Source organism: Legionella sp. PATHC039 (genome assembly GCF_026191275.1).
GTDB classification, from domain to species: domain Bacteria; phylum Pseudomonadota; class Gammaproteobacteria; order Legionellales; family Legionellaceae; genus Legionella; species Legionella pneumophila.
In genome coordinates, this window is the sequence record NZ_JAPHOP010000001.1 from 2,056,041 (window position 1) to 2,073,856 (window position 17,816).

The window sequence follows — 17,816 nt, forward strand, 5'->3', positions numbered from 1 at the left end:
AAATTTAGAATAACCAATGAAAATTACTTTTAAGACTCTTTCTGAGTCTGATTTTACTCTCCTCTTGAAATGGTTAGAAGAGCGGCACGTAAAGGCCTGGTGGGATCAAGATGTCAAGTGGACATCTGAACAAATTCAAAAAAAATATGGTAGCTATGTTAAAGGGTATAAGATTGAAAATAATGAGGCAAAATCTATCAGCGCTTATATTATTTATGTAGATGAAATTCCTATTGGATACATTCAAGTATATAATGCTTATGATTTTGCTCGCTCAACCCCCTTAATAGGATTGCCTTCTAGTCTTGCTGCTTTTGATGTATTTATTGGAGAAAAGAATTTTTTAAATAAAGGTATTGGATCCAAAGCGATTGATCAGTTTTTAAAAGAATATGCTCATTCATATACACATGTCTTTGCTGACCCAGATAATACCAATAGCGCAGCGATTAGAGCCTATGAAAAGGTAGGCTTTAAAAAGATTAATAAACAGCCAACTACAGGTGAATTATGGTTGATTCGAGAGCAAATTTCGTTACATACTGAAGAATTACCAAAATTAATTTATAAACTAGAACTATCTCTCTTAAATCAAACCATAAGACAATCTAAAAGTAAGTTAAATCAATTAATAGCTGATGAGTTTGTTGAGTTTGGGAAATCAGGAAAAGTATACAAACAACATAATATTCTAGATTCTCTTCCCTTTGAAAAAACGAGAACAGTTAGCGTGCTCGATTTTGAAGTCAAAGAATTATCTCAAAATGTAATTCTTGCAATGTATAAAGCAATTGAAAATGACGCTGTTTCATTACGCTCCTCAATTTGGAAACTATATGGTGATGAATGGCGGATAATCTTTCACCAAGGTACGAAAATTCCAGAGGCATGCAATGATCACAAAAAATAATACTACAAACAACTCCTGCATAATTTATCTCATTGGAAAACCTGGTACTGGTAAGTACACAATAGCAAAAGAACTTGAAAAATTCGGGTTCATTGTTTGTGATAATCAACTCATCAATAATCCCATTTTTACATTGCTGAATTACGACGGTTTTAGCAAAATTCCTGACATTGGATGGAATGCTATAGAACAGATACGTACAGCAGTCTTTGACTTTATCGCTATAGAACAGCAACACAATTATGTATTAACTAATTGCCTTTATGAAAATGAAGGAGACCTTAAATGTTACTTGCAAGTGGAGTCAATGGCATTAAAACGTGGGTCATTATTTATTCCAATTAAATTACTCATCTCTGCAGAAGTGCACTTAAGGCGTATCTCCGAACCTTCCAGAAAAGCAAGATGGAAATCAATCGATCCACTAGATGTGTTTCAAACAGAACCACTCATTACTATAAACCATCCACATTCATTCGAATTAGATGTCAGTCAATTATCTGCCACACAGGCAGCAGAGAAAATTTTAAACCATATACAGAGATTAACAAAATGAACATAAATTTTGAAAAAGCCAATTCGAGTCATGTCAATATTATCTTTAGCTGGCTTAAAGAACCCTTTGTTCAGGAGTTCTGGGACAACACGCAAGCTCATAAAGATGATATTGTAAATTTTATCAATGGCCGCACAGAGCCTTCATCCTATGCAGACGGTAAATATGTTTATTGGATAGCAAGCTGTGATGAGTATCCTTTTGCAATGTTGATGACAATCCAGGAAACAAGCGACGATGAGATCGATGAAATTAAATTGATTAACCTTTCCAAAACTGGACATTCATATGGTATCGATTACATGATTGGTGATAAAAATTATTTTGGCAAAGGCTATGGAGCCAGAACCTTAGTAGAATTTATTGATTTTTTTATAAAAGAGGTCGATCCGAAAGCCGATACGTTTTTAATTGATCCCGCAAGTGACAATCCTAGAGCCAAGCATGTTTATATAAAAGCAGGTTTTGAGTATGTTGCTGATTTTTTGATGTCAGGTGACGTCTCTGGAGCAGGTAAACTTCATCATTTATTGATTAAACGCTTGGGGCATAATATTAAAATAGTACCGGCCTCCCTCACAAATTATCCAACTATTCAAAATATGGCGCGATTTTACGTTTACGATAGAACTGCCTATATGGGTTGGGAATGCCCTGAAAATGGATTATTCGAATGCATTGATTTCAAGCATTATTTTGAAACTCCCGATGAAGAAGCTTCTTTAATAATAGTTAATAATGAAATTGCGGGATTTGTCCTGTTAGATAAAATACCAGTGCTTGATCCCGTCGACTGGAACATGGGAGAGTTTTTCGTTCTTGCTAAATTTCAAGGAAAAGGTATAGCTAATCTAGTTGCCCAACAAATATTTAATGAGCATCCGGGAAAATGGTCAGTAGCTGTAATGTCAAAAAATATAAAGGCCGTAAAATTTTGGCGCAAAATTATTTCTGCTGTTTCCAGAGGAGAATATACAGAAGTTTTTAAAACAGAAGATGAACTAAGGACAGCAGAAAATCCCGAGCCTTATGCGATGAATGTTTTTAGTTTTAAAACACAAAAAGTTAGCTATGGTTAAACTCGCCTCTCATAAAAAAAAGCTCCTCTCTATGCTTGGAGATATTAAGGGCTGCACTGTCCTAGATTATGGATGTGGTCGAGGAGATTTTGTTGCACTATTACTAAATTCTAAAAACAAGGCACAATTGATTTATGCAGTTGATTCAAGCTCTGAGATGATTGATACAATAAACTCAAATTTCTCGAAGGAGATTAGCTCAGGCGTCGTGATTACAAAAATTGTTTCTAGACCCCAAAGTTTAGAAGGTCAAAAGTTTGATAAAATTATCTGCCATAATGTTCTTGAATGCCTGGAAGATAAGATCAAATTTATCGATCAATTTGATGCCTTACTGGATAATAATGGCATATTTCTTCTTTCCCATCATGATTTTGACTCAGCAATTTTTAATAGTAGTTACAAAGAGATAACCAGAAAGTTAGTGCATTACTTTTCAGATACACAGCAGGCTTGGCAGGAACATTGTGATGGACAAATGGGACGAAAAATGCCAGGTCTTATTAATCATAGCGTCTTTAAAAATTTTGCAACATGTCAAACGATCAGGATAGTTGAGACTGAATTTCAACCAGGTAATTATGGTTATTTAATGGCTGATATGCTTTTATCGATTGCTGAATCTCATTATGATGCAAATACAATTAAAAAATGGTATCACGATCTTGAAGTTTTAGATAAAGCTAATGAATATTACTTTGCAATTGATTTAGTTGTAGCAACTATAAAGCGAAGCAAATTATGATCACCATCGACCTTCTCAAAAATCATCCACAAAGCATAGCAAGATGTGCGACAATTTGGCATGAAGTGCTTGGGAAAATCTGGGTTCCTGAGATCCCGGTTGAACAAGTTATTCAACGGTTCAGTGAGCAACTAAACGCTGACAAACTACCCATTACGTTTATCGCACTTGATGCCGGGAAGCCCGTTGGGATGTGCTCTTTACGTGAAAATGATGGCATCAGGCCAGAAATAACCCCATGGCTTGGCTCACTTGTGGTTGACCCTGTCTATCAGAAACAAGGTATTGGAAATAGGCTAATTGAAGCCGCAAAAAATAAAGCCAGAGATTTAGGTTTTAATAAACTGCATCTTTTTGCCTTTGACCCAACCATTCCTAATTATTACTCCCGTCTTGGTTGGACCATAATCGGCATGGATAAATTTAAAGGACATCCAGTCACTGTAATGGAGATATTATTATGACTCCGCATATTATTGGCATTAGCGGTATAACAGGCGCTGGAAAGTCCACTTTGGCAAAAGCATTGTCCCTGGATTTAAAAGCAACTCTTATTTCATGCGATGACTTTGATGACATTTCTTTAGAACCTGAAGATTATATCGAGTGGTATCATAAGGGTTGTAATTACAGTGAATTTCAAAGGGAAGACCTTGCAAAGGCTTTGGCAGAGCTTAAAGCAAAAAGAGAAATTATGCATCCAGTCTTAAGCACTTTGCTCAACCCCGCGGAATACATAATTTTTGATGCTCCCTTAGGGAAACTTCACGTACAAACAGGTGAATATATTGATACCTGTGTTCATATTAGGGTGCCACTTGATATTTCATTGTGCCGTCGCATTTTGAGGGATTTTAAAGATAAATTACAAACTAAAGAAAATCTTCTTGAAGAAATCAGTTTTTATTTAAACCACTCAAGACCTTTGTTTTTTGATGATGAACTGAAACAAAATGCCGCTATAGTCATTGACGGTCTCCTAAGTACCGAAGTGCAAATTCAAATAATCAAAAATTTTTTAATTGGTAAACAAGATGACAAAATTAAAAAACCTGGATACTTATCTTAGCTTGTGCACTGAGGTCTATGACTTAAGCAAACCCAATCCTCCTGAAGAGGATTATGCATTTTATCGCAGTTATGTAATGAATGTGAAAGGCCCTATTTTAGAGCCAATGTGTGGTACCGGTCGTTTTTTACTTCCATTACTTGAAGAAGGATTCGAAATACACGGCTTTGATGCAAGCGAATATATGCTTGAAGCCCTCAATATTAAAGCCAAAGCTAAAAATCTCAAACCAACAGTATGGAGAGGTTTTGTTGAAAATTTAATGAGGCCAGAAAAATACAATTTGATTTTTATACCAAGCGGTTCCTTTTGCTTGCTTATAGAGCCTGCAGCAGTAAGACTAGCACTTCAAACATTTTATAATCAGCTAAGCGATGAGGGTATTTTATTGTTTGAGGGCGAAACACTCAAAGCAGTGCCACAACTCGATATCTGGAGAGGCTCAGTTTGGCATAAGCCCAATGGCCAGATGATTATGCTCAGCCAATTAGCGACCCTGAAGGATCAGGTTTGTCATTCTATCGGTAAATATGAACTCGTTCACGACAATAGTATAATTCATACGGAGGTTGAAGAATTGAGGGTAAGAATTTACGACCCGCAGGAGTTAACAGTAATTCTTAAAAGTTGTGGTTTTAAAAATGTCCGTTTGATTAAAGCATTTGATAGTGCTGCAACTCCAGATGCCCAAGATGAGACAATTGTTTATGAATGCCGAAAATAATGTTCTTAATACCCTAAATAGCTTATCTAAAGAAATAAATAAACTCTATGGGTACGTCACCATTTCTGGGGACAATTTTGGCGAACCTGCAATTAACTCAGGCCCTTGTGGCCCATTTGCCAATGCTTTTTACAAGATTTGGAATCAAAAATTTACTGAAAAAGTAAATATTGCATTTATTATGATGAAAAATTCTGATGAATGCTGGCATATCTTAATCCGATTACCTAATGGGTTGCCTTTTGATGGAGGTTTCGGTGTTCATAATGAAGACAAATGGAATACAGATACTTTCGATATAGAAGATATGTTGGAATATGACCTTCAACTTTTAGAGAAGCATTCTGGTGGTTTAAACAGGACATATCCCCGGTATTGCCCTGATTTTTCGATTGATGTCATTACCAATTTAATACACAAACATCTGGAACTGGTTGAAAAAAATAAGTGAAAACTTGCTACCGAAAAATCTATTTATTGTTTTTAATTCGATAAAATTCACCTTGTACTTCACGCCCCACTCCGTTTTTGTAGTATTTCATACCTCATTTCTCCATCACAGGATGTGCAGCATCGTGGTCGATTGGGGCATACGCAATAATAAAATTTGTCTTGATATTCGATTGCCCCCAACTAAGAAGTGCTTTCAAAACCTCGAAAGCATATCCCAAGCCCAAATAATATTCACCTTGAACATACTTATTGATCTCCGATTAATCAATAAGCTTAATTTTCCCTTAATTATGGAGTGGTAATATACTTTTCGCCAATAAATAATGCATTTCATGCGGGAACAATTATGCAAAACCAGGAAACCATTTACGAACAAATTCAAAACGACAAAGGAAGCTACAAAGGCGTTACCTTATCCTATACCGGTGCACAATATTTGCCTTCTTCTTTTCATAATAATAAATACAGTGCCGATAACCCTGAACTAACTCCCTTACAAGCATTCACCGAGCGTTTTAAGAACATTGGCGCACTAGTAATTCGTTTTCATCTGGGCCAAGGGCAACGTGCTGGTTTATTACAACAAGTATCTAAATTCAATTATTCCGAAAATCCAGTTGAACGTCCAGCTCAAGGTGGCGATGAGGAAACCTTATTTTTCAAAGAAGAAAGCGCAAATTCCGGTAGAATTAATGGTGATGTACTTGAGTTTGCTAGCCATCTAACTTTAGGGCGCTCAAAAGTGTTAAATGAACTAGCACAACCCTTAGTTCATGTGAATCAAAAAAACACTTACGGAGAACAGGGAATATGGGACATTATACACGCCCCTGTTTGGAATGTTGGTCGCGCAATGAAATATGAATTAAATAAACAAGGCTTTATTTATATAAATTGCCCAGCTCAACTTAATTTAAAAGAAAAAGAAATATTAGATCGGCAATTACGCACCTCGGGTGCTCCTCCCGCACTGGTTTTCGAAGAGATGGGGCTTGAAGCAGTAGAATCGGATATCAGTAATTTAGATATTTATTTAGATGACAAACAAGAATTTACTAAAGAACCCAATGGACTTGCAATTGCTAACAATAAAGAGGATAAAAAATATGCTCCTATGGGCTGGATAATCCATAAAAAAACAGGTGAAGTTCTACCGCAAGAAGTTACAGAAGATATTATTCGTGTTTCTGCCATAGCTGAAGGTGGGTTTTATGAAAAACGTCCCACCCAGCAAAAAATTCTGCAATCGGGTAATTTAATGAATTCAAGTGGATTAGGGTTATTCACTCAAAATCAGGCTTTTAACGCAATGTATGTTATTTTTGATTATTTACAAAGATACCAATTCGATCCACGTCCTTTGTTAGACAATTCCTTACAGATTGCATACAACCGATTACAATCGACTCTAGAAAAAGATCCTTCTTTAATTGATGACTTTCTTGTTGGAGCTATGCAAGATGAAATGGTGCAACATTTAAGAGTGAGTCAACCTAAAAGTATTCGAAGTGTCTTACCGGTTCGCTTTACCAATAGCTTTCCTGTAACAATTAATAATCTAAAGGCTATTGCTTATGCTTTTGGAATTAAAGATAAATCAGGGCAGCCTATATTTAGAGGGTTCGATGACAATGCTGTTTTATCCAAAAGCGAGAATATGATTGATTCTCAAATAAGTGGCGCATTGGTGACACCATCTTTCAATACAGCTGCTCATGTAGCAGCAATTGTTTCAACAGCAGAATTGATTGCTGAACAGATGATTTTAGAGCAACTAATACCGGATGCTTTTGCTAAAAAAAATCTCAAGGATAGTGCATTATTCATTCTTCTGGCAGAAGTTTTAGGTAAGGAAGAAGCTGACAAACTCTTCACTGAATTAATGGATGAAACAGCTAAATTACCCACAGTAGATGACAAATTAATTGTAGGAGCTCAGTTTGCTTATTGCAAAAAATTAGTGCAAAAACTGCAACAAGGCTTAGGTTTAGACTCTATGAATATTCTTTTGTGCAAATTATCGAAGCCGGGATTAAGCAGACAAGAAGTTTGGGAAAATCTTGATTCAAGGGAACTTGAGCTATTAACTAATGTATTAGAAAGATTGTTCAAAATTGGAAATATATTGCAAGAATTGCCTTTAACGACTGCAGCTCCGGAGTATTCTCGGGGAATAAATGCGGGGATTGCTCCTTTAATTGCCTGTGTTAATCCACATTTAGCGGTTAAGTTAAATATACAAACTCAATCGATAATTAAAGCAGATATACCTGCGATTGATAAGGAAAAAGTACGCGATCGTATGTCGGCTCGGGTTTATAATCGTTGTCCTTTTTTGGCCAAGCAGTCTGGGCCACAGCAAGTTTCTGGAACCAATAATGTTTTGGTATCCAAAAACACAGGGCCTTCTTTTTTCCAAATAATAAGAGAGAATCAGGGTAAGATCACCGCAGTACTTCTAGGAGCTACTTATATTGGTCTTAGTTCCCTTTTAGGCTAAATCTAATCTTTGGCAGTGAAATGATTATTTATTTCACTGCTTCTTTATTTCTGTTCCACAAAAATCTTAATTACCCAGATTTTGGGTGAACTATAAAGTTAGATCGAGAGTATGTAATAAGATTTTTTTGATGATATACCTTTTACAAACTATCCGGGTGAGCAACAGTAGCTGCGCGCGAGGCTACTACTAAAAGGTGCTACAACTAGCCCACTTCGCATTCCTTTAGCTTTCTTGAGAAGGAATTAATTTATTCGGGCTTTATTTAACTTTTCTTTTATCTCTTTTAATAAATTTTGGCAAAATGTATACAAATACAGTTGTGTGCGATAACAGTTTTTTCGACATTATGATTCCCATATGACAATTGGTCAGGAAGTACCTGAAACTCATTTGTTAATAAATAAGGATAGAGACGAGCTTTAATTTGTTCTCAGTAGGCAAAAGAGAACAGATGCAAACATCAAAAACAACATGGGCCAATATTAGTCATTTATGTTTTTTTTGGTTATACTCTCCCCGCTTGTTTAATTAACATAGAGAGAGACCATAATGACAGACCTTAGAACAGAAATTGAATCGCTCATTAATAATGGATCATTGCCAGATAGAGAATATGTTTCAGCCAAGCGATTTATTAATCATTATGCCAATACAAATGAATTTTGGGCTGGTTTGGCATTAGTAGGGATTACCCCTATTATCAATGGGTTATATGCTTGTTACTATGCCTCAAGGGCAGTATGGGCCACCTTGCGAACTGTAGGTAATTTATTAATTTTAAAACCAGGTTTGGCATTGGACGCGATCAAAGATGTGGGTTGCCATTTAACTCTCTCTACCTGTTTACTGCTTATGGCTCCAATTCACGCTCTGACTAATGCCGTTGAAATTCTTACCAGAGTTATATCATCATGGTTTGTTGGTCAAGAAGCTCGCCATGATTTATTAGAAACCGGGCTTATGGCAAAGTGGGCAAACAGAGTAAGTGGATATAAAATGGTTAATGAGTTGCCTTCATCCAATTACTTCAATAAAGCCAGGTTCTTTTCTTCTTATAACAATGCCTGGGATTGTTTAGAACAAATGGCATCCCCAATGACCTCCTTGGCTAAAGGCGGATTTCATTCATTAGTCGAAGCATTGTATGGAGTTGAGTCTGCGATGGAATGTATTGTCAATTTGGCTATCTGTAAGCCTTTACATGCAAAAGAGAATTTCCATAACTTACAAGTACATTTCGGTTTGGCTGTCTCTTTGGCTGTGATGACACCAATTAACGCTCTGGTCGAAGGAATTGCCTTTATGACACGTCTTGGTACTACCTGGGTTTCTGCTTGCCTCAAACCAGAAGTGACTGAGACTGAGCATGAGAATACAACCGCTTATCAATTCAACTAATTCTTACCTGCCTGCTACAGTCGCTTGCGACTGTAGCTCATTAAAAAATACCAAGGTCTTTGTGATTAAGGACTGATTTCCTTGTATAATTCCATAAAATTAGTACGTTCTTCGAATAACCTTTTGAATTAATCCCGCCTGTTGTCTTTTAGGTAAGGATTTGTAACTATTGAAAATGAAAACAACAGGACTTAGGAAAAACCCTATGTAAGACACACAATTAGCTATGGTTTGCTCTGTTTTTTTGAGTCAAAATAGAGTCTGTTTGCAGATAATAAATCGAGAAGGAGATTGAACGATGGACCTTGGCTTTCCAACTTTTATATATGGAACCGCCTGGAAAGAAAAGCGTACAAGCGAACTGGTCGAGCTTGCATTAACTACCGGATTTCAGGGTATAGATACTGCAAACCAAAGAAAACACTATTATGAAGAAGGTGTTGGATATGCCTTGCAACAATACTATAAAAAATCAGGTATCTTGCGTGATGATATTTTTTTACAATCCAAGTTCACCTATGCTCATGGCCAGGATCATCGCAAACCTTACGATGATACAGCAAGCCTGACTATTCAAGCCCAGCAATCTTTTGCAAGCAGCCTTGAACATTTAAATACTGATTATTTAAATTCCTATATTTTGCATGGCCCTTATTATCAATATAATTTTTCTGATGAAGATAAAGAAGTCTGGAACAAGATGGAATCCCTGCATAAAGATGGGAAAGTAAAACACCTAGGCATATCCAATGTGAGTTATGAACAGCTAATCGAACTTATTTCATTTGCTTCGGTAAAACCCAAGTTTGTTCAAAATAGATGCTTTGCCAGGGTATTATGGGATAAACAAATTCGTAACTATTGCCAGGCTCATGGAATTATTTATCAGGGGTTTTCTCTGTTAACAGCCAATCAATATGAGTTAAGACATCCGAAACTTGAGAATCTCAGCAAAAAGTATGAGAAATCGATTGAGCAAATCATTTTTAGATTTTCACAGCAGATAGGAATGTTGCCTTTAACTGGCACGACAAATTTGGATCATATGAAAGAAGATCTTGCCATCCATCAGTTCAGTCTGACTGATGATGAAATCAATTTCATTGAAAACATTGCCTTTATCCCATAGAATTTTTTTTCGATTTGACTGGGAAATTCATATTGTAATCCCCTGTAAAAATGGCATTCCCTAACCAAAAAAATGAACTTCATGATGAATGCTTCCTGGCGTTCGAGAGATAATCCAATCCCGCACTTCGCAAAATATTTTATCACCCAACGATTCGTCTTCCATTTGCAAAAAAAACAAAATCAGCCATCTCAACTTCTTTATAAGTATAAAATTTCTCTAAATGATTCCCAATATAATGCCTGAACTGCGATTGAATTTCATAAATTCCATGACATCCTCTGATAACAATTAAAGAGGAGTCTCCTGCTTCATGAATCTGTTTAATTATTTTTGGCAAATCAGGGGACCAATACAAACACTGCGATGCAAAAATTCAACCAAAATGGTCAGTGCATACATCAAAATAATCTTCTGCAGTTCCAGCAAAAGTATTCGTTTGGACTGGAATTGGAAAATTTGCTTTTGCATATTCTTTAATTGCTTGCAAACTAGGATCCACTCCGGTAATAACTAACTTTTCCGGTAAATGATTTGCGTAAGCATTCACTATATTTTTCATCAATGCGCCATCATGGCAACCCAAATCCAATATCGCTAAATTTGATTGTAAAATGCTAGGAAATAAATTACCGTCTGCTTGCAGGCTTAATATATATGGGGAATCTGGTTTATCTGACACGGTTATGACCTCTTTAATAAAAAATAAAGAAACCATCACCAAAAACCTAATCGCGTGTTCAATCAGGATGACTAAAAGAATACTGAACACTAAGGATTTTCTTGTAGGAAAATTTACAAGTATTTATTATGGGTGTCAACACAAAACCAACACATAAGCTTGCCGAACCATAATGGTATAGTTAAACAGCAAAAACCATTTTATTTAAACAATGTATTTAATTTCTGACATCATCCGGGGGTTGGTATATCAGGGTTTGGCTCATCATTCTCAGGGGATAAATTTTCTATTTTAGTATCTTTAGGCCCTAAATTATTTCGCTGGGCATCCGCTTCTTCAACAGTATCAATTGGACTGCCTACCTGTGTGTCCAGATAAAGCTTTTTAATTCTATCCGCCGTTGACACTGGTGCTTGATTGTTATCTACTTTATTATCACCTTGTGATAGACGTTTAATTTCATGCCATTTGGATTTTGGAGGTTGATCTGCCATTGCGTTTCTCATCTAGAGTGATTTAGTACAATTATAGATCACAATGTTTGTAGATCACAACATTAAGATTAGGACTTCTAAATACGTTGATGCATCGTTTAGATCTAACCCTGAGCCAAAAAATCCAAGTTCGTTACACCTATTTATCCTTGTCTGCCCATGATAATTTATTAATTTTGAGCTAATTTTAAAATTTGGTTGATAAATTCACTTTTTGCATCAGTGTATTGCTCCCTATCATATTTGTGTTCCTGAGCCAGTTTGATTTTTAGTTGCTGATATTTTTCGGCTGCTTCTGGATGAGAGAGTAAATAGTCTCTAAAAAATATTTTTCCTTTCCAATGCCTGGATGATGTTTCGACGATATGAACATGGTGCGTTCGTCCATTACCATAGGGTGGCATGCCTTTTACAAAAAACATTCGTTCAGGATCCGGATTATCTTCCCAATATTCATAAGCTAATTTCTGTAATATCGGCACAGCAATAATCTTCATTTCCTCCAATGACCTGACTGCAATCTGAATATCAATAATGGGTTTTGATGCCATGCCAGGTATTGCTGTACTGCCTACATGCTGAATATCAATAACACTATTTGCAGGAAATGCGGCGCGTAACTTCACCATTTCTGCCTTGGCTAGAAGCGGCCACTCCGTATTGTATGCAACAATATCGATATGATCTTTTTCAAGCACATCATTATTATCCTTGTTAAAATCTTCGTAAGTCATAGCCCAATGCTCATGACCCTGCCACACGTCATTCACTCTCAAATATCGTGGAGAAAATCCTTCATAGCGAAAACCATTTTTCTTCACAAGCCAGATTGAACGGATATTCTCAGGTTGTATATTCGCTTCTAAGCGATGCAACCCTATGTCCTTAAAAACTTTGGTTAATATTAATTTCAAACCAGTACTCATATATCCTTTACCCGCATAAGCTGCAACAGCATAAAAGCCCAAATACGCATTCTGAAAGTAACCACGTACTATTTCACTGATATTAAAGACACCCGCTAAGTTATTGTCAGAAAGAAGCAGATAGCTTTTTTGGTTTGGTTTTTGATAGCGAGAAAAATACTCATCAAGCTCTTCAGGCATTATCGGTGCCTTAACCCAAGGATGATGTAATGCTTGACTACTTTGCATAGCACAAAGAAACATCTCTTTATCTTCAGATGTTATCTCACGAATAATTACCTCGTTCATTGGATTCTTGACTCCAGAATGTTTCATGAACCATAAACTAAAATGTGATACTTAAGATTCAGAATAATTGATATCTATGGCTTTTGGCCAGATTCTTAAGGAAAAATCAAAATGTTTCATTTGGATTAGTTCAGAGTTACTGGATATTTTTCTTAAAAATACTCAAGAGGCGATTGATTTGATTCAATGTAGCCTATCTATTGCTCTTTCCTATTGAAGGCTAACTTTTAAGAAGAAATATCCATGATTATGAGCAAACCTATTTCACAGAGATAATATCAATACCACCTAAATAAGGTTTCAAAGCATCCGGTATATGAATGTTTCCATGCTCATCTTGATAATTCTCCATAATGGCAACTAAAGTTCTTCCAACAGCTAAACCTGATCCATTTAGAGTATGGACTAATTGAATCTCATTAGTATCCGGATTGCGGAAACGCGCTTTCATTCGGCGTGCCTGAAATGCTTCCATATTGGAACAAGAGGATATTTCTCGATAAGTATTCTGGCTAGGCAACCAAACCTCAAGATCATAGGTTTTGGCTGAACCGGCGCCTATATCCCCGGTACACAAAGCAACCACTCGGTAAGGCAAGTTCAAACGCTGTAAAATAACTTCAGCATGCTGAGTAAGTTGCTCTAAAGCATTATAAGAATCTTCCGGTTTGGTAATCCAGACCAGTTCAACTTTCTCAAATTGATGCTGTCTAATCATTCCCTTTGTGTCTTTTCCGTAAGAACCCGCCTCACTACGAAAACACGGGGAATGGCAAACATAACGAATAGGCAATTGCTCAGCAGACAATATCATTTCCCTTACTGTATTGGTCACTGGAATTTCTGAAGTAGACGTCAAGTAGTACCCATTATCTCCTGTTAATTTAAATAAATCAGCCTCAAATTTTGGTAACTGTCCAGTCCCTAATAAGCTATCCGCATTAACAATATAAGGTACATATATTTCCTGGTAAGCATGTTGCTGAATATGTATATCCAACATGAATTGAATTAAAGCCCGATGTAATCGGGCCAGATGCCCTTTCATGACGACAAAACGACTGCCCGTAATTTTAGCTGCAAGCGCAAAATCCATTTGCCCTAGTGCTTCACCCAATTCATCATGTGACTTTACAGGGAAAGAAAAAGCAGGTACGTCGCCCCATTTTCTGATTTCCTGATTATCCAATTCATCTTTACCAACAGGTACTGATTCATGAGGAATATTAGGTAATGATAGGCTAATTACCTCAATTTGCTTAAGAATCTCGTCCAGCTCAGTCTTTTGTTGCTCCAGTTTAGCGCCAAGTTTACTCACTTCTTCGCGCATAGGTTCTATGTTTTCACCTCGAGATTTTGCTTCACCGATGGCTTTCGAACGCAAATTTCGTTCGTTCTGTAATGATTGCGTACTTACTTGCAAAGCCTTACGCTTTTCTTCCAACTGACTGAAAGTGACCGCATCAAATTGAAATCCTCGCTTCAGCAATTGGGTTGCTACATATTGAGGATTATCTCGAAGTAATTGATTATCTAACATAAGCCAACACTCTAAAAATTATTAATTGGAGCCCTGATGTCCTAATAATACATATTTAGCAACTAATGTTCCAATGAAGACCATGGACAATGAGCCAACATTATTAACCAGTATATTGGTAATTAATTTAAACCAATATCCTTGCTCAAACATAAATAAAGATTCTGCAGCGAAACTCGAAAAGGTAGTAAAAGCTCCTAAAAATCCCGTAAAAAGGAATAAACGAAAAGACTCCTCGGCACTAAAACGACCTACTAATACAATAAGAAAAAAACCAGCTAGAAAAGAACCTAGTGTGTTCACTAAAAGAGTACCATAAGGAAATTTAATCCCCCAGGCATTTTGAGCCATTATTGTAACTAAATAACGAGACATTGCGCCTAAAGAGCCTCCGATAGCTACAGCCAAATAGGGTGCAACAACCATTGCTTACCTCACAATGCCTCTTGTGGATTGATTCAAAGCATCAATCATAGGAATAATTTCTGGACACTCATTTTGAATCAACTCTAATTCTGAAACTGCCTGTTGAACGGTTAACCCTTTGCGAAAGATAATTTTATATGCGCGTCGCAAACAATCAATCGCAGCAGAAGAAAAACCTCTCCTTCTTAAACCAACAGTGTTGATTCCACAAGCAGAAGTGGTATGACCTGCAATCATAACATAAGGCAATACGTCTTTAGTTACATAGGTAGCTCGGGCTATGAATGCGTAGGCTCCCACCTGACAAAATTGGTGAACTGCAGCATAAGGGCCGATAATTGCGTAATCATTAATTGTGACATGGCCTGATAAGGCTGCATAATTGACCATAATAATATGATTGCCTACCATACAATCATGGCCAATGTGTGAGTAGGCCATTAAATAATTGCTATTGCCAATGCGAGTGACACCTCCACCTTTGACAGTACCTCGGCTAATCATGCAATATTCTCTGATTACATTATTATCGCCGATTTCAAGACGAGTTGGCTCGCCCTTATAAGTGATATCTTGTGGCTCATCTCCTACGGAAGCAAATTGAAAGATCTTATTGTTTTTACCAATTACAGTAGGTCCTTCAATTACCACATGCGGCCCTATCCAGGTATTTTCACCAATCTCAACATCAGCGCCTATCACGGTCCCAGGGCCTATTGACACTCCGCTTGCCAGCTTCGCCGATGGGTGAATCATTGCTCTTTCATCTATCACTTTTTAATTTCCTTTGCTGCGCTTAATAAGTCTGCGGAACAAGCTAATTTGTCTCCAATATAAGCTTCTCCGTGCATACGCCAAAAATCTCTTTTTTGTCCAGCCAGTCTCACCTCTAATCGCAACTGATCCCCGGGAATCACTACTTGCTTGAACCGAGCATTGTCAATACCGGCAAAATAATGCAGAAACTCATACCCTTCTTTGGGTTGGCGAGACAAATTGGCTAAAATGCCACAAGCTTGGGCTAAGGCCTCAAGCATTAGTACCCCAGGCATAATAGGATTTCCTGGAAAATGCCCGGTAAAGAAGTTCTCATTAATAGTCACATTTTTGATTGCAATCAAATATTCCATTACTTTGTAATCTATCACTCTATCAACCAGAATAAATGGGTAGCGGTGTGGTAACAAAGTAAAAATTTGATGTATATCTATCGATTCGTTCATACCCTAGTTCTCGTTAATCGCCTATTGCATTACAAAATGGTTCATTATCTTGGTTTAGCTCGTTCTAATCAATTAAAAATTTCAAAAATAATCTTACTTCAAATTGATAAAACATAATTAGTTGTTATTATTCAATTTTTTTTCTATTGTTATCAGCTTTGTAATGTAGTCATCCAAATGCCTGAACCGCGCTGTGTTACGACGCCACTTGCGATGATCGTGAACCGTCGTTCCCGAAGAATAAATCCCGGGGCGAGCGATGGATTTTGTCACTGTAGACATTCCTGTTATTACTACATCATTAGTCAAACGAATGTTCGCTGCAAGGCAACTTGCCCCACCTATGATACAATCACTGCCTATTTGCACTAAAGCACCAATTGCAGCAGAACCTGCAATAGCAGTGTTATTCCCTATATAAACATCATGCGCGATGAGTACTAGACTGTCTATACAGACTCCATCGCCTAAATAAGTATCGCCAATGGAGCCTCTGTGAATTACTGTATTTGCACCGATTTGAGTTCTTTGGCCAATTACAACTCCACCAAAGTTTGGTGCTTGTTGCCAGACACCATGTTCCTTGTAGCAATTAAACGGGGCAGCACCAACAATACAGCCAGAATCAATAATTACAGATTGGCCCAAAACTGTACCAGAATGAATTATTGCTCCAGAACCCAGCTGACTTCCTCTGCCAATCAGTACTGAAGATTCAATGGTCGTATTAGAACCAATAGATACGTAATCATCCAATTGTACATTTTCACCAATCACGCTGTTAGCGCCAACTGATACGTGTTGACCTATTTGGGCAGATTTGTGGATTTGAGCTGTAGGATGAATTCCGCAAACATTGGTAGCAAGGTGAGGCAGGATCTTTGCTGCTTTAAACATTGATTCTGACGGATTGGGAACTACAATATAGTTCACAGGACACCAATCTTTGTGCTCGGGCTTTAATAAAACAGCACCTGCTCTGGTAGAGTTTAAGACAAACTGCAATAAGGGATTATCAAAATACGCAAGATCCTTAGATGAAGCTCGAGCCAACGAGGATATACTAAAAATGGCGTGATTGGCATTGCCATGCCAGACGCCATTTAAATAGTTTGCCAGTTCCTCTAAGGTTAGCAACGCATCCGCCGAATTAATTAATTGCTTTGATAACTTTATCTGTTACATCAAGCGATTCGCTGCTGAAGGGCGCTGCATCTTTCTGAACAATAATATCGTACTTCTCATCCTTGGCAATTTTGGTAATGGCAGTACGAACCTTATTATACAAACCTTCCATAGCTTCATTATGAGCCGTGCTCAATTCTTGCTGATATTGTTGTCCATCACGTTCAAACTGTTGTTGTGACGCAACAATTTTCTTTTCCAATTCTTTCTTTTGGCTTGCGCTCATTATAGCACTATCACGCTTAAATTTTTCCATGTCGCTTTTCAAGCTTGCTTCCATTGCGACAAGCTTGTCTCGACGAGGCTTAAATTCTTTTTCCAACTTCTGTTGGATTTCCTTCATTTGATTTGAGGTTTGCATGATTTTTTGTAAATCAACTACGCCTATCTTTGCCCAATCAGCAAATACAGTCGTGCCGAACAAACCCAAAAATAATGCGACTAGCACCGCACCCAGACGTTTCATAATGATCTCCTAATTTAAAG

Annotated in this window: 20 protein-coding genes; 11 read left to right on the top strand and 9 right to left on the bottom strand. The window is 37.2% G+C overall.

What is annotated here, in order from left to right; genetic code table 11:
• Positions 1-16 precede the first annotated feature (16 nt).
• The 11 genes from OQI99_RS09255 to OQI99_RS09305 all read left to right on the top strand — a co-directional run bounded on the left by OQI99_RS09255 (position 17) and on the right by OQI99_RS09305 (position 10,566).
• Positions 17-910 (top strand): GNAT family N-acetyltransferase, encoded by an 894-nt coding sequence (locus tag OQI99_RS09255; RefSeq protein ID WP_080447292.1) that lies wholly within the window; start codon positions 17-19, stop codon positions 908-910.
• On the top strand, positions 894-1,466 hold the full coding sequence (locus tag OQI99_RS09260) for a hypothetical protein (RefSeq protein ID WP_195911911.1): 573 nt from the start codon (positions 894-896) through the stop codon (positions 1,464-1,466). Before OQI99_RS09255 ends, OQI99_RS09260 begins: the two co-directional genes overlap by 17 nt.
• On the top strand, positions 1,463-2,545 hold the full coding sequence (locus OQI99_RS09265) for a GNAT family N-acetyltransferase (protein WP_154694778.1): 1,083 nt from the start codon (positions 1,463-1,465) through the stop codon (positions 2,543-2,545). Before OQI99_RS09260 ends, OQI99_RS09265 begins: the two co-directional genes overlap by 4 nt.
• Positions 2,538-3,290, top strand: a complete 753-nt coding sequence (locus OQI99_RS09270) for a methyltransferase domain-containing protein (RefSeq protein ID WP_265731768.1) — start codon at positions 2,538-2,540, stop codon at positions 3,288-3,290. The genes OQI99_RS09265 and OQI99_RS09270 overlap by 8 nt, the downstream gene beginning before the upstream one ends.
• Positions 3,287-3,754, top strand: a complete 468-nt coding sequence (locus OQI99_RS09275) for a GNAT family N-acetyltransferase (RefSeq protein WP_265731769.1) — start codon at positions 3,287-3,289, stop codon at positions 3,752-3,754. The genes OQI99_RS09270 and OQI99_RS09275 overlap by 4 nt, the downstream gene beginning before the upstream one ends.
• Positions 3,751-4,359: an AAA family ATPase gene (locus OQI99_RS09280; RefSeq protein ID WP_061513227.1), complete on the top strand. Its 609-nt coding sequence runs from the start codon at positions 3,751-3,753 to the stop codon at positions 4,357-4,359. Before OQI99_RS09275 ends, OQI99_RS09280 begins: the two co-directional genes overlap by 4 nt.
• Positions 4,325-5,083, top strand: a complete 759-nt coding sequence (locus tag OQI99_RS09285; protein WP_061513226.1) for a class I SAM-dependent methyltransferase — start codon at positions 4,325-4,327, stop codon at positions 5,081-5,083. Before OQI99_RS09280 ends, OQI99_RS09285 begins: the two co-directional genes overlap by 35 nt.
• Positions 5,052-5,534, top strand: coding sequence for a hypothetical protein (locus OQI99_RS09290; RefSeq protein ID WP_241495169.1), 483 nt, complete (start codon positions 5,052-5,054; stop codon positions 5,532-5,534). Before OQI99_RS09285 ends, OQI99_RS09290 begins: the two co-directional genes overlap by 32 nt.
• A 297-nt stretch (positions 5,535-5,831) precedes the next feature.
• Positions 5,832-8,036: a Dot/Icm T4SS effector Ceg17 gene (gene ceg17 / locus OQI99_RS09295; RefSeq protein WP_265731770.1), complete on the top strand. Its 2,205-nt coding sequence runs from the start codon at positions 5,832-5,834 to the stop codon at positions 8,034-8,036.
• 552 nt (positions 8,037-8,588) lie between these two features.
• Positions 8,589-9,437, top strand: coding sequence for a lpg0518 family Dot/Icm T4SS effector (locus tag OQI99_RS09300; protein WP_061513223.1), 849 nt, complete (start codon positions 8,589-8,591; stop codon positions 9,435-9,437).
• Between the two features lie 298 nt (positions 9,438-9,735).
• On the top strand, positions 9,736-10,566 hold the full coding sequence (locus tag OQI99_RS09305) for an aldo/keto reductase family protein (protein ID WP_061513222.1): 831 nt from the start codon (positions 9,736-9,738) through the stop codon (positions 10,564-10,566).
• A gap of 376 nt (positions 10,567-10,942) precedes the next feature.
• Here the strand turns inward: OQI99_RS09305 and OQI99_RS09310 are convergent, their stop codons facing one another.
• The 9 genes from OQI99_RS09310 to OQI99_RS09350 form a co-directional block, all read right to left on the bottom strand.
• Positions 10,943-11,284, bottom strand: coding sequence for a class I SAM-dependent methyltransferase (locus OQI99_RS09310; RefSeq protein WP_265731771.1), 342 nt, complete (start codon positions 11,282-11,284; stop codon positions 10,943-10,945).
• Between the two features lie 194 nt (positions 11,285-11,478).
• Entirely contained in the window at positions 11,479-11,742 is a 264-nt protein-coding gene (locus tag OQI99_RS09315) for a hypothetical protein (RefSeq protein ID WP_061513221.1), read from the bottom strand.
• Between the two features lie 170 nt (positions 11,743-11,912).
• Complete coding sequence (locus OQI99_RS09320) at positions 11,913-12,956, bottom strand: GNAT family N-acetyltransferase (protein ID WP_061513220.1); 1,044 nt, start codon at positions 12,954-12,956, stop codon at positions 11,913-11,915.
• A 259-nt stretch (positions 12,957-13,215) separates the two neighbouring features.
• The gene (serS, locus tag OQI99_RS09325) at positions 13,216-14,496 is read right to left on the bottom strand and encodes a serine--tRNA ligase (RefSeq protein ID WP_061513219.1); all 1,281 of its coding nucleotides are present in this window, start codon (positions 14,494-14,496) and stop codon (positions 13,216-13,218) included.
• A gap of 21 nt (positions 14,497-14,517) precedes the next feature.
• Positions 14,518-14,922, bottom strand: coding sequence for a fluoride efflux transporter CrcB (crcB, locus tag OQI99_RS09330; RefSeq protein ID WP_011213139.1), 405 nt, complete (start codon positions 14,920-14,922; stop codon positions 14,518-14,520).
• A 3-nt stretch (positions 14,923-14,925) separates the two neighbouring features.
• Complete coding sequence (gene lpxA / locus OQI99_RS09335) at positions 14,926-15,696, bottom strand: acyl-ACP--UDP-N-acetylglucosamine O-acyltransferase (RefSeq protein ID WP_011213138.1); 771 nt, start codon at positions 15,694-15,696, stop codon at positions 14,926-14,928.
• On the bottom strand, positions 15,693-16,145 hold the full coding sequence (gene fabZ, locus OQI99_RS09340; protein WP_061513218.1) for a 3-hydroxyacyl-ACP dehydratase FabZ: 453 nt from the start codon (positions 16,143-16,145) through the stop codon (positions 15,693-15,695). Before fabZ ends, lpxA begins: the two co-directional genes overlap by 4 nt.
• A gap of 117 nt (positions 16,146-16,262) precedes the next feature.
• Entirely contained in the window at positions 16,263-17,282 is a 1,020-nt protein-coding gene (gene lpxD, locus OQI99_RS09345) for a UDP-3-O-(3-hydroxymyristoyl)glucosamine N-acyltransferase (protein ID WP_061513217.1), read from the bottom strand.
• Between the two features lie 13 nt (positions 17,283-17,295).
• Positions 17,296-17,796 carry an OmpH family outer membrane protein gene (locus OQI99_RS09350; RefSeq protein WP_010946255.1) on the bottom strand — a complete coding sequence of 167 codons (501 nt, stop codon included), beginning with the start codon at positions 17,794-17,796 and terminating at the stop codon, positions 17,296-17,298.
• Positions 17,797-17,816: the final 20 nt, after the last annotated feature.